The 23,595-nt window shown below is 61.7% G+C and carries 17 protein-coding genes; 10 read left to right on the forward strand and 7 right to left on the reverse strand.

Annotated features, from left to right (window positions below; translation table 11 throughout):
- Positions 1-118: 118 nt before the first annotated feature.
- The 5 genes from omp10 (at position 119) to NXC14_RS18705 (ending at position 5,600) form a co-directional block, all read left to right on the forward strand.
- Positions 119-487 (forward strand): outer membrane lipoprotein Omp10, encoded by a 369-nt coding sequence (gene omp10, locus NXC14_RS18685; RefSeq protein WP_085779399.1) that lies wholly within the window; start codon positions 119-121, stop codon positions 485-487.
- A 282-nt stretch (positions 488-769) separates the two neighbouring features.
- Positions 770-2,767, forward strand: a complete 1,998-nt coding sequence (locus NXC14_RS18690; protein WP_085779400.1) for a 5'-nucleotidase C-terminal domain-containing protein — start codon at positions 770-772, stop codon at positions 2,765-2,767.
- Between the two features lie 123 nt (positions 2,768-2,890).
- Entirely contained in the window at positions 2,891-3,925 is a 1,035-nt protein-coding gene (gene hemH / locus NXC14_RS18695) for a ferrochelatase (protein ID WP_085779401.1), read from the forward strand.
- Positions 3,926-4,109: 184 nt separating this feature from the next.
- A complete protein-coding gene (locus NXC14_RS18700; protein ID WP_085779402.1) occupies positions 4,110-5,141 on the forward strand; it encodes an SPFH domain-containing protein in 1,032 nt (343 codons plus the stop codon).
- Positions 5,142-5,144: 3 nt separating this feature from the next.
- A complete protein-coding gene (locus NXC14_RS18705) occupies positions 5,145-5,600 on the forward strand; it encodes an NfeD family protein (protein WP_085779403.1) in 456 nt (151 codons plus the stop codon).
- Here NXC14_RS18705 and NXC14_RS18710 read toward each other — a convergent pair whose 3' ends face one another.
- Complete coding sequence (locus tag NXC14_RS18710) at positions 5,601-6,596, reverse strand: KpsF/GutQ family sugar-phosphate isomerase (protein WP_085779404.1); 996 nt, start codon at positions 6,594-6,596, stop codon at positions 5,601-5,603.
- 140 nt (positions 6,597-6,736) lie between these two features.
- On the opposite strand from NXC14_RS18710, the gene NXC14_RS18715 reads away from it, so the two are divergent.
- Positions 6,737-8,269 carry an outer membrane beta-barrel protein gene (locus NXC14_RS18715; protein WP_085779405.1) on the forward strand — a complete coding sequence of 511 codons (1,533 nt, stop codon included), beginning with the start codon at positions 6,737-6,739 and terminating at the stop codon, positions 8,267-8,269.
- 56 nt (positions 8,270-8,325) lie between these two features.
- On the opposite strand, the gene galU is transcribed toward NXC14_RS18715, so the two are convergent.
- Positions 8,326-9,213: a UTP--glucose-1-phosphate uridylyltransferase GalU gene (galU, locus tag NXC14_RS18720; RefSeq protein ID WP_085779406.1), complete on the reverse strand. Its 888-nt coding sequence runs from the start codon at positions 9,211-9,213 to the stop codon at positions 8,326-8,328.
- 204 nt (positions 9,214-9,417) lie between these two features.
- Here galU and NXC14_RS18725 point away from each other — a divergent pair, with 204 nt between their 5' ends.
- Positions 9,418-10,641, forward strand: a complete 1,224-nt coding sequence (locus NXC14_RS18725) for a lytic murein transglycosylase (RefSeq protein ID WP_085779407.1) — start codon at positions 9,418-9,420, stop codon at positions 10,639-10,641.
- Positions 10,642-10,705: 64 nt separating this feature from the next.
- Positions 10,706-11,923, forward strand: coding sequence for a DUF459 domain-containing protein (locus NXC14_RS18730; RefSeq protein ID WP_085779408.1), 1,218 nt, complete (start codon positions 10,706-10,708; stop codon positions 11,921-11,923).
- A 21-nt stretch (positions 11,924-11,944) separates the two neighbouring features.
- Here NXC14_RS18730 and NXC14_RS18735 read toward each other — a convergent pair whose 3' ends face one another.
- From NXC14_RS18735 to gltB, 3 genes are all read right to left on the reverse strand, one after another.
- Positions 11,945-12,571 carry a hypothetical protein gene (locus tag NXC14_RS18735; RefSeq protein WP_085779409.1) on the reverse strand — a complete coding sequence of 209 codons (627 nt, stop codon included), beginning with the start codon at positions 12,569-12,571 and terminating at the stop codon, positions 11,945-11,947.
- A 214-nt stretch (positions 12,572-12,785) separates the two neighbouring features.
- On the reverse strand, positions 12,786-14,240 hold the full coding sequence (locus NXC14_RS18740; RefSeq protein ID WP_085779410.1) for a glutamate synthase subunit beta: 1,455 nt from the start codon (positions 14,238-14,240) through the stop codon (positions 12,786-12,788).
- A gap of 220 nt (positions 14,241-14,460) precedes the next feature.
- The gene (gltB, locus tag NXC14_RS18745; protein WP_085779411.1) at positions 14,461-19,182 is read right to left on the reverse strand and encodes a glutamate synthase large subunit; all 4,722 of its coding nucleotides are present in this window, start codon (positions 19,180-19,182) and stop codon (positions 14,461-14,463) included.
- 541 nt (positions 19,183-19,723) lie between these two features.
- Here gltB and NXC14_RS18750 point away from each other — a divergent pair.
- Positions 19,724-20,776, forward strand: a complete 1,053-nt coding sequence (locus NXC14_RS18750; protein WP_085779412.1) for a low specificity L-threonine aldolase — start codon at positions 19,724-19,726, stop codon at positions 20,774-20,776.
- A 49-nt stretch (positions 20,777-20,825) separates the two neighbouring features.
- Here NXC14_RS18750 and NXC14_RS18755 read toward each other — a convergent pair whose 3' ends face one another.
- The gene (locus NXC14_RS18755) at positions 20,826-21,680 is read right to left on the reverse strand and encodes a LysR substrate-binding domain-containing protein (RefSeq protein WP_085779413.1); all 855 of its coding nucleotides are present in this window, start codon (positions 21,678-21,680) and stop codon (positions 20,826-20,828) included.
- Positions 21,681-21,772: 92 nt separating this feature from the next.
- Here NXC14_RS18755 and NXC14_RS18760 point away from each other — a divergent pair, with 92 nt between their 5' ends.
- Positions 21,773-22,777 (forward strand): bile acid:sodium symporter family protein, encoded by a 1,005-nt coding sequence (locus NXC14_RS18760; protein ID WP_085779414.1) that lies wholly within the window; start codon positions 21,773-21,775, stop codon positions 22,775-22,777.
- A 74-nt stretch (positions 22,778-22,851) separates the two neighbouring features.
- On the opposite strand, the gene NXC14_RS18765 is transcribed toward NXC14_RS18760, so the two are convergent.
- Positions 22,852-23,322, reverse strand: coding sequence for an Hsp20 family protein (locus NXC14_RS18765; RefSeq protein ID WP_085779415.1), 471 nt, complete (start codon positions 23,320-23,322; stop codon positions 22,852-22,854).
- Positions 23,323-23,595: the final 273 nt, after the last annotated feature.

Genomic DNA, 23,595 nt, shown 5'->3' on the forward strand with positions numbered 1-23,595 from the left:
CGCTGGCTGTATAAATGCCGTCCCCACTGCTCCAAGCCTTGCCATCATGGCAGACGCACGCCATGTTTTGCCCGAACTTGGCGGGTGACCGCCACGCCGATTCGCCGGGAGAAGCCTTATGAAAATCAGAACTGGTCTCGTTCTTGTCGGTGCAGCGGCCGCTCTTGCCTCCTGCGTTTCGCCGGAGCCACGGCCATTGCCGGTTGCAGCCACGCCCGCCGCCAACGGCGTTGAAGGCAGCTGGAGCGATCCGAACGGCATCGTCTCCACGTTCCAGGGCGGTACCTTCACCACCCGCACGACCGATAGCAACCAGCTTCTTGCTTCCGGCACCTATATCAATACCTCGCCGACACTGGTCGAGATCAACATGACCTCGCTGGTGCGCAAGACACAGTCCAAGGTTAATTGCGCCCTCGTCAATCCTACCCAGCTCAACTGCACTTCGGATTCCGGTGCACAATTCACACTTTCCCGCCGCGGCTGAAAAGAGCGGATGCGCTGACGGTCTTGTGCTGGTTACCGTGCGAATCTCTTTCTGGTCACCTTGTCCTGCTGATGCTGGTCTCATGTCGAAGGCGATGACGCCCGCTTAAGAGGCCGCTTTTTTGTGCCGGTCCTCTTGGAAAGAATCCCTTCTGATCCAGCTTTCCCTTGCGGTTGTGAATCGTCTGATGGAACATCTGCTCGCCGGGAAACCGACCCGGCGGACTTTGGAAGGGATTGGCGTGGATCAGGGGGATCTTTCGCCTCAATCAGGAGAACAGGGATGACGAAGTCTTTCAGCTTCGGTCTTTTGACCGCGTCCATGCTGGCGCTGAGCGCGGGCGCCGCCTTTGCCGATTACGAACTCAATATTCTTCACATCAACGATTTCCATTCACGCATCGAGTCGATCAACAAATTCGATTCCACCTGCTCGGCCGAGGAGGAAGGGAAGAAGGAATGCTTCGGCGGCGCCGCCCGCCTGAAGACTGCGATCGACCAGCGCCGCCAGGCGCTGTCGGGCAAGAATGTCCTTCTCCTGAATGCCGGCGACAATTTCCAGGGCTCGCTCTTTTACACCACCTACAAGGGCGCGGCCGAAGCCGAATTTTTGAATCTGATGAAGTTCGACGCCATGACCGTCGGCAATCATGAATTCGACGACAGCGAGGATGGGCTTGCGACCTTCCTCGACAAGGTGCAATTTCCCGTCGTGACCGCGAACGTCAAGGCGAGTGCCGTCTCAAAGCTCGGCGATCGCATCAAGCCCTCGCTGGTGCTCGATGTCGGCGGCCAGAAGATCGGCATCGTCGGCGCCGTCACCAATGATACGCCGGAGCTCTCCTCGCCCGGCCCGAATGTCACGATCGAAGATGACGTTCAGACGATCACATCAGCCGTGCAGGACCTGAAAAGCCAGGGGGTCAACAAGATCATCGCGCTGACCCATGTCGGCTATCCCCGCGACCTGGCGTTCATCGCCAAGATCCCGGACGTTGATGTCGTGGTCGGCGGCCACTCCCACAGCCTGCTTTCCAATACCGATCCGAAGGCTGAAGGCCCGTATCCGACGATGGTCGACAACCCCGGTGGCTATAAGGTGCCGGTCGTCCAGGCCGCCTCTTACAGCAAGTATCTCGGCGACATCGTCGTCAACTTCGACGACAATGGCGTCGTCAAGGATGCCAAGGGCGATCCAATCCTGATTGACTCGTCCTTTACACCCGATCCGGCCGTCGTCACCCGCGTCGCCGAACTGGCAAAACCGATCGAAGAACTGCGCAAAAAGGTGATCGGCTCCTCCGAAGGTCCTATCGAGGGCGATCGCAAGGTCTGCCGCGTCAAGGAATGCTCGATGGGCAATCTGGTGGCCGACGCCATGCTTGACCGTACAAGGAGCCAGGGCGTCACCATCGCCGTTCAGAATGGTGGCGGCCTGCGTGCGTCTATCGACGGCGGCGATGTCACGCAGGGCGAAGTCATCACCGTTCTGCCTTTCCAGAACACCCTCGCCACTTTTGAAGCCACTGGCGCGGAAGTCGTCAAGGCGCTTGAGAACGGCGTCAGCCAAATCGATCAGGGCGCCGGCCGCTTCCCGCAGGTCGCCGGCCTGAAGTTCTCGTTCGACCAATCGAAGCCTGTCGGCAGCCGCGTCAGCGATGTTCAGGTGAAGGAGGGCGACAATTTCGCGCCGATCGATCCGGCCAAGACCTACAAGATCGCCACCAACAACTTCATGCGATCAGGCGGCGATGGCTATTCGATCTTCAAGGAAGGCAAGAACGCTTACGATTACGGTCCGGATCTCGCCGACGTGACTGCCGACTACGTGGCCGCGCATTCGCCCTATAAGCCCTATACCGATGGCCGTATCAACGAGGTGGCGCAGGCCGCGCCCGCACCCTCCGCGGAACCGGCGCCCGCCGCTCCGGCACCCGCGGCCCCTGCGCCTGCAGCTCCCGCTCCATCTGCCGAACCGAGCCCGGCTCCGGCAACGCCCGCTCCCGCAGAACCGGCGCCTGCACCTTCTGCACAGGCTCCCGCTGCAGAGCCCGCACCGGCCCCGAGCGCCCCTGCTCCAGCTACGGAGCCTCCCCCGGCCGCCGCTCCCGCATCCGCCACGCCGTCCACCCACGTCATCGCCGAGGGCGACACCTTCTGGGATCTCGCCGAGACCTTCTATGGCGATGGTACGCTGTGGCGGAAGCTTTCGGACGCCAATGGCAAGCCCAACCCACGTCATCTGACGGTCGGCAAGGAGATCCAGGTTCCCGCAAAGTAAGACGATTTGTCTCGACACCATCGGCCGGCCCGGGGTTTCCCGGGTCGGCTTTTCTTTCTATAGGGTGAACCATGTTCTCGAGGCTGCGTATCAGCCGACGAGACAACGACCGTTGGGGCCAGAATGACAGCAGATATTTCACTCCGTCCGGCAGATCATCCAGCCATCAAATCAGGCAAGATCGGCGTCCTGCTGGTCAATCTCGGCACGCCCGACGGCACCGACTACACCTCAATGCGCCGCTATCTCAAGGAGTTCCTGACCGATCGCCGCGTCATCGAATGGTCTCGCTGGAAGTGGTATCCGATCCTCTTTGGCATCGTGCTCAACACCCGTCCACAGAAAGTCGGCAAGGCCTATCAGTTGATCTGGAACAAGGAGAAAAACGAAAGTTATCTCCGCACCTACACGCGCAACCAGTCGGAACTGATGACCGAGCGCCTGCGGGATCTCGAAAATGTCAAGGTCGACTGGGCGATGCGCTACGGCACGCCGTCGATCGCTTCGCGCATCGACGCGCTGAAGCAAGAAGGCTGCGACCGTATCGTGCTTTTCCCGCTTTATCCGCAATATGCGGCGGCGACGACCGCGACGGTCAACGACAAGGCTTTCCAGAAGCTGCTCACCATGCGCTGGCAGCCGGCGCTGCGCACCGTGCCCGACTATCATGACGACGAGACCTATATCGAGGCGCTCGCCCAATCCGTCGAAAAGCACCTTTCGACGCTCGACTGGAAGCCGGAAATGCTGCTCGCCTCCTTCCACGGCATTCCGATGTCCTATTTCAAAGAGGGCGATCCCTATTACTGCCAATGCCAGAAGACCGGCCGGCTGCTGCGCGAGCGCCTCGGGCTGACCAAGGAAAACTTCATGGTCACCTTCCAGTCCCGCTTCGGGCCGGAGGAATGGTTGCCGCCCTATACCGACAAGACCGTGGAGAAGCTCGCTCAGGACGGCGTCAAGCGCATCGCCGTCATCAATCCCGGCTTCGTCTCCGACTGTCTGGAAACGCTCGAGGAGATCGCCGAACAGGCCGCCCACTCATTCCATGAGAATGGTGGCGAGAAGTTCGCGCATATCCCCTGCCTCAACGACAGCGAGGACGGCATGACGGTGCTGGAAAAGGTCGTTCGCCGCGAGCTGCAGGGCTGGGTCTGAGAGACTCTCGACAGAAAGCTGGGGCCGGACAAGTCGCCGGTAACAGTCGGGTGACGTAGCCGAGGCGGAACCTCCTTCTCAGTTGGAGTCGGGGCGGTTGCGCCCTCATTTCTTCCTCGCAAATAACGTGCTAACTCACCACATCAGTTGGGCAGGCGCGCATGCGCCGATGGGAGGAATTTTCATGCTGTTCGGCGGCTTCGACATCGTCGTGATCGTGCTGGTCATCTTCGTCATTTTGGTGCTCTTTGCCGGGATCAAGACCGTACCGCAGGGCTATCGCTACACCATCGAGCGCTTCGGCCGTTATACCCGCACGCTGGAGCCGGGCCTCAACCTCATCACTCCCTTCATCGAGCGCGTCGGAGCGCGAATGAACGTGATGGAGCAGGTACTGAATGTGCCGACCCAGGAAGTGATTACCAAAGACAATGCCTCGGTTTCAGCCGATGCCGTCGCCTTCTTTCAGGTTCTGAATGCTGCCCAGGCCGCCTACCAGGTTTCCCACCTCGAAAATGCCATCCTCAATCTCACCATGACCAACATCCGCTCGGTCATGGGCTCCATGGATCTCGACGAACTGCTTTCCAACCGCGACGCGATCAATGACCGGCTACTGCGCGTCGTCGATGAGGCGGTGCAGCCCTGGGGCATTAAGGTCACCCGCGTCGAAATCAAGGACATCCAGCCGCCGCGCGACCTCGTCGATGCGATGGCCCGCCAGATGAAGGCCGAGCGCGAGAAGCGCGCCCAGGTACTGGAAGCCGAAGGAGCGCGCAACGCGCAGATCCTCAGGGCCGAGGGCGCCAAGCAATCCGCCATTTTGCAGGCAGAAGGCCAGCGCGAAGCCGCCTTCCGCAACGCCGAAGCCCGCGAGCGACTGGCCGAGGCCGAAGCCAAGGCGACGAAGATGGTCTCCGAAGCGATTGCCGCCGGTGATGTTCAGGCGATCAACTATTTCGTCGCCCAGAAATACACCGAAGCGCTCGCCTCGGTCGGCTCGGCGCCCAATTCCAAGATCGTGCTGATGCCGATGGAAGCCTCTTCCATCCTGAGCTCGCTCGGCGGCATCGGCGCCATCGCCCGCGAAGTCTTCGGGGACGCCGGCAATCCGCCGCCGCCTTCCCCGCCGCGTCCGCGTCCCGCGCCGATCCGCTCTACGCCGCCGATCAATCCGCCTGCCCCCAATCCCTTCAATCCGGATCAGGAGCGATAAGCCATGCTGGCGAAGATCATCGCCGAACTCGGTCCATGGAACTGGTGGGTTGCGGGCCTCGTGCTGCTCGCCGCCGAAATGATCGTGCCCGGTTTCTTCCTCGTCTGGATCGGCCTCGCGGCCTTGATCGTCGGCGCACTGTCGCTGCTCTTCTGGGACAGCGCCTTCTGGGTCTGGGAACTGCAAGCGATCCTTTTTGCGGTTCTGGCCGTCGCCACGACCTTTGCTGGCCGCCGGCTGACGCTGCGCAGCGCCGAGACCGACGAGCCCTTCCTCAATCAGCGCGGCGCAAGTCTTGTCGGACGCACTGCCACGCTGCAGGAGCCGATCCGCGAGGGCCGCGGCCGCATCCGCCTCGACGATACGCTATGGCAGGTAATGGGGCCCGATTTGCCCGTAGGAACACAGGTGAAGGTCATCTCGTGTCATGGCCGCGACCTGCGGGTCGAACCGGTCTGATCAGGCGACGCCGATCCGCAGCAGGTCGTGGAAGTGCACCAGCCCGATCGGCCTGATATCCTCGTCGATAACGATCAGGGCACCGATGTGGTGCTGGTTGAGCAGCGCCAGAGCCGCCGTCGCCAGCACCGTCGGTTTCACCGTCTTCGGCGTCGTCGTCATGATGTCGTCGACGGCAAGCTCAGCAAGATTGCGGCTCAGGTTCCGAGCCATGTCGCCTTCGGTGACGATGCCGCAGAGCCGCCCATCCTCGTCGAGCACGCCGACGCAGCCGAAATGCTTGCGCGACAGCACCGTGATCGCCTGCGGCATCGGCGTGCCTTTGGCAACGAGCGGCACCTTCTCGCCGGTATGCATGATATCGGCGACATGCATCAGGCTCGCACCCAGCTTGCCACCGGGATGAAAAACGTGGAAATCGGTGGCGGAAAAGCCCCGCGCCTCCAGGAGTGCGACCGCCAAGGCGTCGCCGAGTGCAAGCTGCATCAGCGTCGAGGTCGTCGGCGCCAGCCCGTTGGGGCAGGCTTCCTGTTCATTCGGGACCAGAAGCACGATGTCGGCGGCCGTCGCAAGCGAGGAAGCTTCGCTGCAGGTGATCGCGATCAAGGGGATCGAGAAGCGCCGCGTGAAGGAAATGATACTCTTGAGCTCGGCGCTCTCGCCGCCTTTGGAAATCGCCAAGACGACGTCATCGCGCGCGATCATGCCGAGATCGCCATGATTGGCTTCGGCCGCATGCACGAAAAAGGCGGGGGTGCCGGTCGAGGCGAATGTCGCCGCGAGCTTGGTACCGATATGGCCGCTCTTGCCGACGCCGGTAACGATGACCCGGCCGGAGATGTCGCCGATGATTTCGACGGCGCGGGTGAAAGGGCCGGCCAGTCCGTTGTCAAAGGCCCGTTCGAGCGCTTCAAGACCGCGTTTCTCGGTCTCTATCGTGCGTTTTGCCGATTCGAGCACGCTGTTTTCAACGAGTTTGATCGCTCTTCTGTTCATGGAGATGCGTTAGACCTTTTCACTTTCCAAGTCCACCCCGCACCATTTCCGAATTGTGAACAGCGCCCGCCGGCGACAACGAATGATTAACCACAAGGCTTTACCTTTGAGTAAGAACCGAAAGCATGTCAGGCGAGTGAATGGGCCAACCAAAACAGACGAGCAGTGTGACGCCGCTCCGCGCGATGAGGCGTGTCGTCTACTTTACTGCCTTCGGCACACTGCTGTTCGGCCAGACTGCAGCACTCGCACAGTCCGCCTCACAGCAGCCTGTCGCTAGCCGCTCCGCCAGCCCGGACAATCGCACTACGAACAATGCCGCAGCCAGCTTCGATGACGAAATCAGCGTTTCTGCCACTCCTGTGGCAACGGGTGCGGCGGGAGATCCGGACGATACCCAGCAGAGGCCCGCCATACCGGACGCGCAAGCCGGTGACGACATTACCGGCTCCATTCTCGATGAGGACATGCGCCGACTGAACACCCGTGAAGCGCGGATCGACGAGACGCCGCCGATCCGCAGGGCTGGCGAAAATGCCTCGACGGCAGAAACACCCGGCATTGCGATCGGCACCTTCGTGCTCCGTCCGAGCGTGACCCAAAGCATCAACACCGAGACCACCAAGGACGGCAATACCAGGCAGCGGCGCGCTTTCCTCGAAACGGACGCAGCCGCGACGCTCACCTCCGACTGGGGACGGCACCAGCTGACCGTGACCTCGGAAGGCGCCTGGCAGAGGAATATCAGCGGTGAAGGCGAGGAGCAGCCGTCATTCAAGGTCAACGGCGATCTCCGGCTGGACCTTCCCGACGACACGGTCGCGCATCTCACGGCCGGCTATAACTTCTACCGCGAGGATACGGACGATCCCGACGCCATCGCCGATGCCACACAGCAGTCCGACGTGCAGGAGTTCACCGCCGGCGCCTCCGTCCAGCGCGATTTCGGCATCTTGCGCGGCACGACGGCGCTCGCCCTGAACCGTTCGATCTATTCCGACGCCACGCTTGCGAACGGCACGACCGTGGCGTTGAGCGATCGCAATCAGACGACCGGTACGCTGCGCGGTCGCGTCGGCTACGAGCTGTCGCCGGCGCTCATCCCATTCATCGAGGCCACGATCGGCCGTACGATCTACGACGAGACGCGCGATTCCGCCGGTTACGAGCGCTCAAGCCATAGTTATGGCGCCAAAGCCGGCGTCGAGGTCGACCTCGGCGAAAAGCTGAAGGGTGAAGTCGGCGTCGGCTACGAAAGGGCGGATTTCGAAGACAGCCGGCTGACCTCGATCGATACGGCCACGCTCGATGCGAGCCTGCTCTGGTCACCGATCCGCGGCACCGACGTCAATCTCGACCTGCAGACGAGCATCCAGCCCTCGACCACCGCTGGCGAGAGCGGCTACGTCTCGCATGCGCTGACGACGACGGTCACCCACCAGCTGCGCGACAATCTGGTCGGAACCATGATCGGCGGCGTCATATGGCGCGACTATCCCACCGACAGCACAATTAGCGACGAGCTCGTCTATACTGCGGCGACCGGCCTGACCTGGAACATCAACCGCTATCTCGATCTCACCAGCACGCTTGGCTACGAACTGACGACACGCAAGGACGCCGACGACTCGCGGCAATGGCGCGCGGGGGTCGGCCTCAAGCTGAAAAGATAAACGCCGCGCTTCGATGGAAGGCGCGGCGTTTATCAATGACAAGTCTGAGTGAAGCCTTACTTCAGCCCTGCGAGCAGTTCCTTGAAGCCGCCTTCGACAGACGGACGGATATCAGCACGTTCGAGGGCGTAGGCGACGTTTGCCAGGATGAAGCCGTCCTTGGCGCCGCAATCGTAGGTCGTGCCGCGGAAATGGTAGCCGGCGAAATCCTGTTCCTTCAGTAGCTTCAGCATGCCGTCGGTGAGCTGGATCTCGTTGCCGGCACCACGTTCCTGAGTTTCGAGGATCTTAAAGATCTCCGGTTGCAGGATGTAGCGGCCGTTGATGAAGAAGTTGGACGGCGCCGTTCCCTTGGCAGGCTTTTCCACCATGCCGGTGATGCGGAAGCCTTCGCCGATCGCTTCGCCGACGCCGACGATGCCGTATTTATGAGCCTGATCGGGCGCACATTCCTCGACGGCGATGATATTGCCGCCGCTCTGGCTGTAGAGGTCGATCATCCCCTTCATGCAGCCCTTGTCGCCCTTCATGATCATATCCGGCAGCAGCAGCGCAAAAGGTTCGTCGCCGACGATTTCGCGGGCGCACCAGACGGCGTGACCGAGGCCGAGCGGTTCCTGCTGACGGGTGAAGCTTACCGTTCCTGCCTTCGGCAGTTGCTCGGCAAGAAGGGTAATTTCCGCTTCCTTGGCTCGCTCGCGCAGCGTCTGTTCCAGCTCGAAATGGATGTCGAAGTAGTCTTCGATAATGTGCTTGTTGCGTCCGGTAACGAAGACCAGATGCTCGATTCCGGCTTCGAGCGCCTCATCGACGACATATTGAATGATAGGCTTGTCGACAACGGTCAACATTTCCTTCGGAACAGCCTTCGTTGCCGGCAGGAACCGCGTTCCCAACCCTGCCACCGGAAAAACTGCCTTACGAACTTTATTGTGATGCGCCACACAGGCCTCCTGCTTTGACTAAATCGCCTTTTAAATAAAGCCGTTCATGTCTGACTAGTATAGAATTGCTACTGTTTTGCAATGGTGACCGCCGCGGGCCGCCATGGTAAAGAATTTGTTGACTCCGTTCCTGTAGTCTCGGGTCTGGGCGGACATGATGCCCCCTGCTGCACCGAAAACTGAAGATGACGGATACGACTGTCGATGATCCAGAATCACAAAAACTCCCTTCGTGGCCTTGCTCTCGCCCTCGTTGTCGCCGCCCAGGTGGGGCTCGCCCCCGACAACGCGAAAGCCGATTCCCGGTTCCAGAAATGGATCGCGGACTTTTACCAAACAGCCGCTGAGAGTGGCATCAGTAAGGCAACTTATCAAAAGGCCTTTTCCGGGGTGAGCGAACCCGACCCGACCGTGCTCGAAAAGGCGGCCTATCAACCGGAATTCACCTCGAAGATCTGGGATTACATTGATTCCCGCGTTAACCCCTACACCGTCAGGATCGGCCGCGAGATGGCCGTCAAGCATGCGCGGACGCTCAATGCGATCGAGCAGCGCTTCGGCGTCGACAAGACCATTCTGCTCGCGATCTGGTCGATGGAATCGAATTACGGCGCGATTCTCGACAAGGACGACCGGCTGCACTATGTGCCGCGCGCACTGGCAACCCTTGCCTATGCCGATCCGAGCCGCGCCAAATTCGCCAAGAAGCAGCTGGTTGCCGCGCTGAAGATCCTCCAGAACGGCGATGTGCCGGCACGTCAGATGACCGGCTCCTGGGCGGGCGCCATGGGCCACACTCAGTTCATCCCGACAAGCTATCTGCTCTACGCTGTCGATGCCGACGGCAACGGCCATCGCGATATCTGGAATTCGGTGCCGGACGCGCTGGCGACCTCGGCCAATCTCCTGATGAAGAACGGCTGGGATACTGGCAAGACCTGGGGCTACGAGGTCGTCGTCCCCGCGGCAGCCGCCAAGCAGATCGGCAAGACCCATACGCTCGCCCAATGGGCGGAGCTCGGCCTGAAACGGCCGAATGGCAAGGCCTTCCGCGACGGCGGCACCAAAGCCGTATTGAAAATGCCGGCCGGAGCCGGCGGCCCCGGCTTTCTGATGACGGCAAACTTCTTCACCATCAAGAACTATAATGCGTCGGACAGCTATGCGCTTGCCGTCGGCCTGCTGGCCGACCAGATCGCCGGCTATGGCGGCATGCAGCAGCGCTGGCCGCGTCCCGACGGCGCGCTCGACATCACCGAGAAATTCGAGCTGCAGACTCGTCTCAAGACGCTCGGATATTACAATGGCGAGGTCGACGGCAATTTCGGCTCAGGTTCGAAAGCGGCGATATCGGCCGTGCAGGAGCGAATCGGCATGCAGCCGGACGGCGAGCCCTCGTTGCCGCTTCTGAACGCGCTTCGCCGCTAGAAGCGGCCCAACCGTGACCTACATAGCGGGGGTAGAAGCTGGCTTGCCCTCTGCGGAACTGCCCATGATGAAGAAAACTGACCGGACCCCTAAAATCCGCTGGCTCATGCTCGCATTGATGGCGGCTTCGCTTTGTCTCGGCGCTGTTGCGCCGGTGACTGTCGCGCAAGCCCAAGAGCAGCGCTATCAGCGCCGGTCGATCTTGGATTTCTTCCTCGGCAGGCGCTATCTCGACGACAGCCCGCAGGCTCCTGATGTGCCGCAGCCGAGACGCCAGCAGCGCAAGCGCCCGCCGCCAGCCCAGAAAGCCGTGATCAATACCCGCACCGCATCGCCTGTGCGCCCGCCCGTGCAGGAAGAGCCGGTCGTGCAGAAGCTTGGCGACGCCCGGAAAATCCTGATCGTCGGCGATTTCCTTGCCAGCGGCCTCGGCGACGGGCTCACCGCCGCCTTCGAGACTTCACCGGGCGTCGTCGTCGAAGCCCGCGGCAACATTTCCTCAGGCCTTGTCCGCGACGACTATTACGACTGGCCGGAACAGTTACCGAAGATGATCGACGAGCTGAAGCCGGCAATGGTCGTCGTCATGATCGGCGCCAATGACCGCCAGCAGATGGTGACCGACAGCGCGAAGGAGAAGTTCCGCACCGACGGCTGGTTTGCCGAATATCGCCGTCGTGTCCTTTCTTTCGGAAAGGAAGTCACCAGCCGCAAGATACCGCTGCTCTGGGTCGGTCTTCCTGCCTTCGAATCCGATCAGATGACGGCCGATGCTGTCCAGATGAACCAGCTCTATCGTAACCAGGTCGAGAGCATCGGCGGCGAATTCGTCGACATCTGGGATGGCTTCGTCGACGAAAACGGCACCTTCATCGTCACCGGTTCCGACGTGAACGGCCAGCAGGTGCGCCTGCGCACCTCCGACGGCATCAACCTTACGCAGGCCGGCCGGCGTAAGCTTGCCTTCTATGTGGAAAAGCCCGCCCGCCGGATTCTCGGAACCCAGGCAAGCCCCGATCTGGTGCGCCTCGATGAAAGCAACCTGCCGGGCCTCGGCCTTCCCACCAATCCGGTCGAGCATACCGTGCCGATCAGCCTCTCCGATCCCAATCTTGATGGCGGCGCCGAGCTCCTGGGAGCAAGGCCGCCACCGGTGACGCTGACGAAATCGCCGCGCGATCTCCTGGTCGAGCAGGGCGAGATGACGCCGGCACCTGTCGGTCGCGTCGACGACTATCGCATGCCGGCGGCCAAGACGACGGCCGAAGTCTCGGTGAAATAGAAACTAGACGAGGCGGCCTTCTTATGCTGCCTGCGGCCAGCTCAGATAATAGTAATTCGAGCCGATCAGCCCGAAGAAGGCATGGCTGGCATTCGTCTGGTCGACATAGCTGCCGTTCTCCTTGACGAAGGCCCCGTCGCTGCCGCGCTCCAGATGCGCATCGAGGAAGTCGCTCCAACCGCTGACATCGATCGCCTCGCCGGCCTTGCTTTCGGTGTCGGCCTCGTCCGGATCATCGATGTCCCAGGCAGGGACCGACACGCCCTGCGTCGGATCGGAGATGGTGAGCGTGCCTGCTTCGAGCGCAGCCAGCATATCGTGAGCCTTGCCGCTTTCGCCTTCGGCCGCGGCTGCTTCCTGCAGCTGCTGCTTCAGCATCGACATGAAGGAGGCGCTGGTCACATCGGCGCTGTCGCCAGTCGTGTCAGTCTCATCTGAGGTGTCGTCCTTGGACGAAAGCGCGCCGAGCAGCCCCGACAGCGCCTGATTGGAAAGAAGCGACGCCGAACTCGAATCGAGTCCATAGCTGCTCAGAATGCTCGCCGCCGACGAACTCTGCGTATCCTCTGAGCTTTCATCGGAGCTACGAAGATTCTTCAATGCGTATTGGGCCGAAACCATCCTGGTATTATCGAGTGCAGAAACCATTTGAATAATCCTTGTCGATCATTCGCGGCGGCTCTTCCTGAGCCCGCGTCAGGCATAAGCCTCACCCTCCGGCATTGCTTCAAGCTTGCGCCCCAGCCTGGCGCGTCAAGCGGTCGCACCGGCGAAAAGAGGTCCCGCCGGATGCGCCGCGCACAATAAAAAACTCCGCCGGAAAGGCGGAGTTCGTGTCTTCGTCAGCCTATATGAGGTGCGATCAGTTCGGCAGGACGGTCGAGCCCATCAACGCCTCGTCGATGGCGCGCGCTGCTTGGCGGCCTTCGCGGATCGCCCAGACCACCAGCGACTGGCCGCGGCGCACATCGCCCGCCGTCCAAAACTTGTCGACCGAAGTCTTGTAGTCGCGGTCGTTTGCGACGACGTTGGTTGAGCCGCGCTTGTCGGTGTTGAGCGTCAGCTTGCCTTCGAGCTCCTTCAGCACGCTTGTGGTGAACGGGCCGCGGAAACCGATGGCGATGAAGGCGAGATCGGCGCGAATGACGAATTCCGTACCGGCGACCGGCCGCCGGCGCTCGTCGACCTCGCAGCACTTGACGCCGGTCAGCACGCCGTCCTCGCCGATGAATTCGAGCGTCGCAACCTGGAATTCGCGCACTGCGCCCTCAGCCTGCGAGGAGGACGTGCGCATCTTCGTCGCCCAGAAGGGCCAGACAGCAAGCTTGTCTTCCTTCTCAGGCGGCTGCGGCCGGATATCGAGCTGGGTGACCTTGACGGCGCCTTGGCGGAAGGCCGTGCCGACGCAGTCCGAAGCCGTATCGCCGCCGCCGACGACGACCACATGTTTGGCGCCGGCAAGAATCGGATCCGACGGCCAGCCGACACTGTCGATGTTCTCGCGCCCGACGCGGCGGTTTTGCTGCACCAGATAGGGCATCGCATCATGCACCCCGGCAAGGTCGGTGCCCGGAATGCCCGCCTCGCGCGGCGTCTCGGAGCCGCCGCAGTAAAGGACGGCGTCGTGTTCGGCCAGCAATTGTTCGACCTTGACGTCGACGCCGACATTGACGCCGCAATGGAAGGTCACGCCCTCGCCCTTCATCTGCTCGACGCGACGGTCGATGAAGTTCTTCTCCATCTTGAAGTCGGGAATGCCGTAGCGCAGCAAACCGCCCGGCTTGGTCTCACGCTCATAGACATGCACGTCGTGGCCGGCGCGACCGAGCTGCTGGGCGGCAGCCATACCGGCGGGGCCGGAACCGATGACGGCGACCTTCTTGCCGGTATGGACCGTCGCCGGCTGCGGCCGGATGAAACCGAGTTCATAAGCCTTGTCGGCAATCGCCTGCTCGACTGTCTTGATGGCGACCGGCGCATCCTCGAGATTCAAAGTGCAGGCTTCCTCGCAGGGGGCGGGGCAAACGCGGCCGGTGAACTCCGGGAAGTTGTTGGTGGAATGCAGGTTCTGGATCGCCGCTTCCCAGTTGTTGTTGTAAACGAGGTCGTTCCAGTCGGGAATCTGGTTGTGAACCGGGCAGCCTGTGGGGCCGTGGCAATAGGGGATGCCACAGTCCATGCAGCGCGCCGCCTGTTTCTGCACTTCAGGGTCCGACATCGGGATCGTGAACTCGCGGAAATGACGGATGCGATCCGACGCCGGCTGGTACTTCGCCACCTGCCGGTCGATTTCCAGAAATCCTGTTACCTTACCCATTTCTTCGTCCCTTACCCTCATGACCGCCTCACCCGCGGCCAGTTTCTGTCGTCAGTCCCGGTATCCCGGGCGGGTTGCTTCTCTTGACCGTCATTGGAACATATCCCCTGAACCATCCGCGCGATCCAGGCGGCCTTCACCGGCATGATCGTTACGGGTCATCGAGACGTTTCCGACATCGCCCATCTGCGCTCGGCAGGCGGCCGATATCCGGCGCAAATCACTCCGCGGCGATACCCATCCGGCTACGCTCCATTTCCTCGAGCGCACGGCGGTATTCCACAGGCATGACCTTGCGGAACTTCGGACGGTAGTCGGCCCAATTGTCGAGGATCTGCTTGGCGCGGGCGGAGCCCGTATAGTGCAGATGGTTGGAGATCAGCTGGTAGAGACGCTCCTCGTCATGACGCGTCATGTCGCCCGAGACGTCGACACGTCCCTTGTGCATGAGATCGCCGCCGTGATGATGCAGCTTCTCCAGCATGTCGTCCTCCTCCGGCACCGGCTCGAGCTCCACCATCGCCATGTTGCAGCGGCTGGCGAAATCGCCTGTTTCATCGAGCACGTAAGCGACGCCGCCGGACATGCCGGCCGCGAAGTTGCGGCCAGTGCCGCCGAGCACGACGACGACGCCGCCGGTCATGTATTCGCAACCATGGTCGCCGACACCTTCGACGACGGCGATCGCACCCGAATTGCGCACGGCGAAACGTTCGCCCGCAACGCCGCGGAAATAGCATTCGCCCTCGGTCGCACCGTAAAGCACGGTGTTGCCGACGATGATCGAGTTTTCGGCGACGATCCGCGAATTCTCCGGCGGCCGGATGATGATCTTGCCTCCCGAAAGCCCCTTGCCGACATAGTCGTTGCCGTCGCCGATCAGGTTGAAGGTAACGCCGCGCGCCAGGAATGCGCCGAAGCTCTGCCCCGCAGTGCCGCGAAGCGTCACGTTGATGGTGTCTTCCTTCAGCCCACGATGGCGGAAGCGCTTAGCGACTTCGCCGGAAAGCATTGCGCCCGCCGAACGATCGACGTTCTTGATGCCGACCTCGAAGGCGACGGGCGTCTTGTCGGTCAGCGCCGGCTGCGCAAGCTCGATCAGCTTGCGATCGAGAATATCATCGATCGGGTGCTGCTGCCGGCTCGTCCAGAAAGTCTCCTCCTTGGCAGCCTCGACCTTGTGGAAGATGCGGCTGAAATCGAGGCCTTTCGCCTTCCAGTGCGCCAGCATCTCGTCCTTCTCCAGGAGCTCCGAAGCGCCGATAATGTCGTCGAGCCGGGTGAACCCGAGCGAGGCGAGGATCTCGCGCACTTCGTTGGCGACGAAGAAGAAGTAGTTGATGACGTGCTCCGGCGTGCCCTTGAAGCGCTTGCGCAGCACCGGGTCCTGCGTCGCCACTCCCACCGGACAGGTGTTGAGATGGCACTTCCGCATCATGATGCAGCCGGCCGCGATCAGCGGCGCGGTGGCAAAGCCAAACTCGTCGGCGCCCAGCAGCGCCCCGATGATGACATCGCGGCCAGTCTTGAGGCCGCCGTCCACCTGCAGCGCGACTCGCGAACGCAGGCCGTTCAGCACCAGCGTCTGCTGGGTTTCGGCAAGGCCGATCTCCCAGGGGCTACCGGCATGCTTGAGCGAGGTCAGCGGCGAGGCACCCGTGCCGCCGTCGAAGCCGGCGACCGTGATATGGTCGGCGCGCGCCTTGGCGACACCCGCGGCGACGGTGCCGACACCGACTTCGGAGACGAGTTTGACAGAGACGTCGGAGGTCGGGTTGACGTTCTTCAGATCGTAGATCAGCTGTGCCAGATCCTCGATCGAATAGATGTCGTGGTGCGGCGGCGGCGAGATCAGGCCGACACCCGGCGTCGAGTGGCGGGTCTTGGCAACGGTCGCGTCGACTTTATGACCCGGAAGCTGGCCGCCTTCGCCGGGCTTGGCGCCCTGCGCCACCTTGATCTGCAGCACGTCGGCATTGACCAGATATTCGGTGGTGACGCCGAAGCGGCCCGATGCGATCTGCTTGATCGCCGAGCGTTCCGGGTTCATCGAACCATCGGAGAGCGGCATGTAGCGGTCGGATTCCTCGCCGCCTTCGCCGGTGTTCGACTTCCCGCCGATCCGGTTCATGGCGATCGCCAGCGTCGTATGCGCCTCTCTGGAGATCGAGCCGAAGGACATCGCCCCGGTCGAGAAACGTTTGACGATATCGGCGGCCGGCTCGACCTCGTCGATCGATACCGGCTTACGTCCGAGCGCCTCGGCGCTCTTGATGTTGAAGAGCCCGCGGATCGTGTTCATCCGCAGCGCCGAGTTGTTCACCATTTCGGAGAATTCGCGGTAACGATCCTCGGCATTGCCACGCACGGCATGCTGAAGGGCTGCAACCGCGTCCGGGGTCCAGGCATGGCTTTCGCCGCGCATGCGGTAGGCATATTCGCCGCCGATATCGAGCGTTGTCGCCAGCAGCGGATCCTTGCCGAAGGCTGCGGTGTGGCGGGCAACGGTCTCTTCAGCGATCGCTTCGAGGCCGATGCCTTCGATCATCGTCGCGGTTCCGAAGAAATACTTATCGACCAGTTCCGACGACAGGCCGATCGCATCGAAGATCTGCGCGCCGCAATAGGACTGGTAGGTCGAAATGCCCATCTTCGACATCACCTTGAGGATGCCTTTGCCGACCGCCTTTATGTAGCGGTAGACGATTTCGGATGCATCGACTTCCTTCGGAAACTCGCCCTTGGCATGCATGTCGAGCAGCGTGTCGAAGGCGAGATAAGGGTTGATCGCCTCGGCGCCGTAGCCGGCGAGCAGGCAGAAGTGATGCACTTCGCGCGGCTCCCCCGTCTCGACGACGAGGCCGACAGAGGTGCGAAGCCCCTTGCGGATCAGGTGATGGTGCACGGCAGCCGTCGCCAGCAGCGCCGGAATGGCGATTCTGTCGGGACCGATCTGGCGGTCGGAGAGCACGATGATGTTGTAGCCGCCCTTGACGGCCGCCTCCGCGCGCTCGCAGAGCCGGTCGAGCATTTCAGGCATGCCAGCCGCGCCGCGCTCGATATCATAGGTGAAATCGAGCGTCTTGGTGTCGAAGCGGTCTTCCGTATGGCCGATCGAGCGGATCTTTTCGAGATCGCCATTGGTCAGGATCGGCTGGCGCACTTCGAGGCGCTTGGCGTTCGCCATGCCCTCGTGGTCGAGAATGTTCGGGCGCGGGCCGATGAAGGAGACGAGGCTCATGACGAGCTCCTCCCGGATCGGATCGATCGGCGGGTTCGTCACCTGCGCGAAGTTCTGCTTGAAATAGGTATAAAGCAGCTTCGGCTTTTCCGACATTGCCGAGATCGGCGTGTCCGTGCCCATCGAGCCGATCGCTTCCTGACCCGTCGTCGCCATCGGCGACATCAGGATCTTGGTATCCTCGGTCGTGTAGCCGAAGGCCTGCTGGCGGTCGAGCAGCGACACGTCGCGGCGCAGCGCCCTCGGCTCCACCGGCTTCAGGTCTTCGAGGATGAGCTGGGTGCGGTCGAGCCAGTTGCGATAGGGATGCGCCGTTGCAAGCTTCGATTTCACCTCGTCGTCCGAGATGATGCGGCCTTCTTCCATGTCGATCAGCAGCATCTTGCCCGGCTGCAGGCGCCACTTCTGGATGATCTTCTCCTCAGGAACCGGCAGAACGCCGGCTTCGGATGCCATGATGACGCGGTCGTCATCGGTAACGAGATAACGCGCCGGCCTGAGGCCGTTGCGGTCGAGCGTGGCGCCGATCTGCTTGCCGTCGGTGAAGGCGACGGCAGCCGGTCCGTCCCACGGCTCCATCAGCGCGGCGTGATATTCGTAGAAGGCCTTGCGTTCGGCCGCCATCGACTGGTTGCCGGCCCAGGCTTCCGGGATCAGCATCATCACCGCATGAGCCAGCGAGTAACCGCCGCGGACCAGGAATTCCAGTGCATTGTCGAAACAAGCCGTGTCTGACTGCCCCTCGTAGGAAATCGGCCAAAGCTTGGAGATGTCCTCGCCGAACAGCGGTGAGGAGACCGACGCCTGGCGCGCCGCCATCCAGTTGACGTTGCCGCGCAGCGTGTTGATCTCGCCGTTATGGGCGACCATGCGGTAGGGATGCGCGAGTTTCCACGACGGGAAGGTGTTGGTCGAGAAACGCTGGTGCACGAGGGCGACCGCGCTTTCGAAACGCGGGTCCGACAGGTCCTTATAATAGGCGCCGACCTGATAGGCCAGGAACATGCCCTTGTAGACCACCGTCGCCGATGACAGCGACACTGGATAGAAGTTGCTCTCCTCGCCGTCGAACTCGTCGTAGATGCGGTTTGAGATGACCTTGCGAAGGGTGAACAGCCGACGCTCGAACTCGTCGTTGTTTTCGGCGTCTTCACCGGCGCCGATGAAGACCTGCACGTGATGCGGCTCGGTCGCGGCGATATCAGGCGCCTTGGAAAGCGACGAATTGTCGACTGGCACGTCGCGGAAGCCGATGAAGACCTGGCCTTCCTCGACGATGACGTCCCTGATCACCTTCTTGAAGTGCTCGATCTGCTTTTCGTCGCGCGGCATGAAGATATGGCCGACGCCATATTCGCCAACCGGCGGCAGGGTGATGCCCTGCGCCGCCATCTCCTCGCGGAAGAAGCGATCGGGAATCTGCACCAGGATGCCGGCGCCGTCGCCCATCAGCGGATCGGCGCCGACGGCGCCGCGATGCGTCAGGTTCTCGAGAATGAAGAGGCCGTCCTTGACGATCTGGTGCGACTTCTCACCCTTCAGATGCGCGACGAAGCCGACGCCGCAGGCATCATGTTCGTTGGCGGGATCGTAAAGCCCCTGCTTCTTCGGCAGGCCGGAAGCGGATTTGGACGTCTTCGCCGTCGCGCGCGCCTCTGCAGCGGCAAACCGGTCAAATTCCATGGATCGCGTCTTCGTCATCGTCTTTCCTCCTGTCGAAGCCCGCGGAGCCGCGGGCGGCTTTTCGTCTTGCGCCGCAACCCGAAAATAGGTCCGTCGCATGACAGCGCTGTTGCATTGTGAAGATCGGCCGCAGACATCTGCTTTAAGGGAAAGCAAACCGCCGCGTTCCGCGCCTGCCATTCGCCTCCGCGCGCCGCCTGGGGCTTGACGCTTGGAAGAACTATAGCGTGAAAGCCCGTCGCTGCCAGGGTTTTCGGCGCCTCTTCGGCCGCAAGGACCAAAATAGGACAGCAACACTGTCCTAATTCATCAGTTCTATGCCAGAAACGATCCCGGTCCGCAAGAGCGCCCCGTTAAAAATCGTGATTTTGCGACGGAAGATTGCCAGATAAACCCCAATGGCGAAATAAAATTACGCCTTGGAGCCGCATTCTTTTTATTGATTGCGTAATTCAATTTTGGTGATGCGTCAGTGGCGACAACCTTGATCCGGTGAAGCTTTGGCGTAAGGTCCGCTGCGAAACCTCCCAGCTCCCTTCCACTCCCCACGGTCTCCGCCATGTTCTTTGCTTCCGATAATTGGGCCGGCGCCCATCGATCCATTGCCGAACGCCTGCTGAGGGAATCGGCCGGTTTTGCTCCGGCTTATGGTGCCGGCGATCTCGACAAAAAGGTCGAGGCCCGCTTCTCAGAGATCTTCGAGCGTGAGGTTTCCGTTTTCTTCGTGGCCACCGGCACGGCGGCCAACTCCCTGGCGCTGGCGAGCGTCCAGCGCCCCGGCGGGATTACCTTCTGCCATTCGGAAGCCCATGTGATCGAAGATGAATGCGGCGCGCCGGAATTCTTCTCCGGCTCCGCCCGCCTGATGGCCGTCGACGGCGAAGCCGGCAAGATCGATCCGGCCAAGCTTTCGGCAAAGATCGCCCACTTCCCCGAAGATGCCCTCCGTCATGGCCGCGCCAGCGCTGTGACCATCACACAATCGACCGAGATCGGCACCGTCTATTCGCTGCCGGAGATCGGCGAGATCGCCGCCATCTCGAGGAAGCGCAACCTGCCGCTCCACATGGATGGCGCCCGCTTCACCAATGCGCTGGTCGCACTCGATGCCACCCCGGCGGAGATGACCTGGAAGCGAGGCGTCGACATGCTGTCTTTCGGCGGCACCAAGAACGGTTGCTGGTGCGCGGAGGCGATGATCTTTTTCGATCCGGAGCGGGCTCGGGAAATGCCCTTCATCCGCAAGCGCGCCGCCCAGCTTTTCTCCAAGTCGCGTTTCATCGCTGCCCAGTTCGACGCCTATTTCGAAAACGGTCTGTGGCTCGATCTCGCCCGCCATTCGAACGCCATGGCCGATCGGCTGCGTGCCGGTATTGCCGCCAGCAGCGCCGGGCGCCTCGCCTGGCCGACCGCTTCCAACGAGGTCTTTGCCGTCATCAGCAAGAGTGCTGCAAGAACCGCAGGGGAAAAAGGCGCGAAATTCTACGAATGGCCGGTGCCTGCGGCAACGTCGGAACTCGTTTCCGAAAGCGAAACCCTGATCCGCCTGGTCACCAGCTTCGCGACGACAGTGGCCGACGTGGATGGTTTCCTGAGGTGCCTGACCGCCTGAACGCCGACCGGAGGGTCGCCCAGCCGGGCTCCTCCGCGCCGGCGATGGTTCATGCCGATCTCAGCCCTCTCACCTTTTGCAGAATGTCGTCGGAGAGTGCCGAGACCAGCGCCTGATCCGCGCCCTTGCGCGGCACCAATACGAATTCCACATCCTCGAGCACCGGCAGTTTTCCCGCAGCAATTTCTTTCAGTCCGGGCGGAGCCATACTGCGCGGCTGCACCAGCACGCCCATTCCCGCCCGCGCTGCTGCCGTCAGTCCGCTCAGACTGCCGCAAGTGCAGACGATTCGCCATGGCACGCCATTGCGCCCAAGTGCTTCCAGAGCGATCGCCCGCGTCACGCTCGGCGGCGGAAAAGCGATCAGCGGCAATGGGCCGGAGGCGAGTACTCGTTCAGGATCGCGCGCCAGCCAGACGAGCGGCTCGCGATAGACCAGCTTTCCGCGCCCATCGCCAAGTCGGCGCTTGGCAAGCACCAGATCGATTTCGCCATTGTCCTGCATTTCGTAAAGAACGCCGGAGAGCGCCACGGTCAGCTCCAGGTCCACAGACGGATGCAACCGAACGAAATCCTCCAGCACCGCCGGTAGCTGGCTGGTGACGAAATCCTCCGACACGCCGAGCCGGAGGCTGCCGCGCAGGCTGGTGCTCTTGAACAGCGCCTGCACTTGCCCCTCGATCGAAAGCATGGCGCGCGCACGCGAAAGCAGCGCCTCGCCATCACCGGTGAGCATCACCTTGTGCGTGTCGCGCGCGAGCAGCTTGCGTCCGAGTGCCGCCTCCAGCCGCTGGATATGCTGGCTGACCGTCGATTGCCCGAGGCCCAGCCTTTCCGCGGCAAGGGTGAAGCTGCCCATCTGTTCGACGGCGACGAAACTGCGCAACTGCGAGAGGTCGAGCATAGGAAATCCAGAATCTCAATAACTGTTATTTCTTGCATCCTGGATCATAATGGAGGACAGAACAATGGTTACTTTATTGCTGCGAGACCGCGATGCGCCGCTTTCTGCCCGATACATTCACGATCCTGCTCGTCTGCGCCGTCATCCTCGCCTCCCTTTTTCCGGCGAGCGGCAGTTTTGCGGATTATTTCGGCATCGCCACCGATCTTGCCATCGCGGCGCTGTTTTTCCTGCACGGAGCGCGCCTTTCCCGGGACGTCGTCATTGCTGGTCTGCTGCACTGGAGGCTGCATCTGATCATCCTGCTGACGACCTTCGGCATCTTCCCACTGCTCGGGCTTGGGCTCGGCTTCATCCCCGACACGATCCTGCCACGGCCGCTTTATCTCGGCATTCTCTTCCTCTGCGTGCTGCCGTCGACGGTGCAGTCGTCGATCGCCTTCACCTCGATGGCGGGCGGCAACGTGCCCGCCGCGATCTGCTCGGCCTCGGCCTCGAACATTTTTGGCATGTTCCTGACGCCGCTGCTGGTCGGCCTGCTCTTTTCCGTCGGCGGCCATGGCGGCTTCTCCTTCGATGCGCTTCAGCAGATCCTGCTGCAGTTGCTTGCCCCCTTTGTCGTTGGCCAGATCCTGCAGCCCTGGATCGGCGATTGGATTCGCGCCAAGAAGAAGATCCTGATGCCGGTCGACCGCGGCTCGATCCTGATGGTGGTCTATCTTGCCTTCTCGACGGCGGTCGTCGAAGGACTGTGGAACACTTTCTCGATTGCCGACATCGCCGTCGTCGTCGTCGCCGACGTCGTGCTTCTGGCCTTTGTCCTTGTTTTGACGATGTTCGGTAGCCGCTGGCTGGGCTTCGACAAGGCCGACGAGATCACCATCACCTTCTGCGGCTCAAAGAAGAGCCTGGCAAGCGGCGTGCCGATGGCAAACGTCATCTTCGCCGGCCAGTCGATTGGCGCGATCGTGCTTCCCCTGATGCTCTTCCACCAGATCCAGCTGATGGTCTGCGCCGTCATCGCCCAGAAATATGCCGCAGCAGCAGCCCGGCGAGTAACGGAACAGCAGATGAAGGATGCCGCAAGCCCGGCCTGAACAATAAGATGAACGGCAACAAAAAAAACGGCGCCCCGATCGGGGCGCCGTCCGGTGTCCCAGAGGGACAGCTGTTAACCGTTAATGACCTGCGCCTCGATTGCCTTCGGAGCCTCGACCGGCTCGGCGGCAATCCCGATCTTGCGGGGCTTCATGGCCTCGGGAATGTTGCGCAGAAGGTCGATGTGAAGCAGGCCGTTCTTCAGCGAAGCGGCTGCCACCTCGACATGATCGGCGAGCTGGAAGCGGCGCTCGAAGGCGCGCTTGGCAATGCCGCGATAGAGGAATTCACCGCCTTCGGCGGTCTCCTCATTCTTTTCACCCTTCACGGACAGCACATGCGCACGAGCTTCGATCGAAAGCTCGGTCTCGTCGAAACCGGCGACCGCCATGGTGATGCGATAGGTGTTTTCACCGGTGCGCTCGATATTATAGGGCGGATAGGTCTGCGCCTGCTCCGGCTGAGCAAGGCTGTCGAGCATGGTGAAGAGCCGGTCGAAACCGACTGTCGAACGATAGAGGGGAGAGAAGTCTACGTGACGCATGATGTCCTCCTAGGGAAGCGACGTGTTGCGGTAAAATGCCCCTGAAACCCCATCTTGGCAGTCTCAGGACGGTTGCGCGGGCCCTTTTGGCACCCGCTGGATGGAGATGGTGATGCGGTTCGAGGAGTTCAAGACCTTTTCGAAATCACCTCCGCCGGCCGTGAACCCCGCGTGAACGGCCGGTTCGGAACGCGTTCAGACATGCCTGTGTAGAAATGACGATGTCGGGTGACACTGGCCCCGATGGCTGAAGTGCATCGTCCCTTCTTCTTC

It is taken from the genome of Rhizobium sp. NXC14, from assembly GCF_002117485.1.
Classification (GTDB): domain Bacteria; phylum Pseudomonadota; class Alphaproteobacteria; order Rhizobiales; family Rhizobiaceae; genus Rhizobium.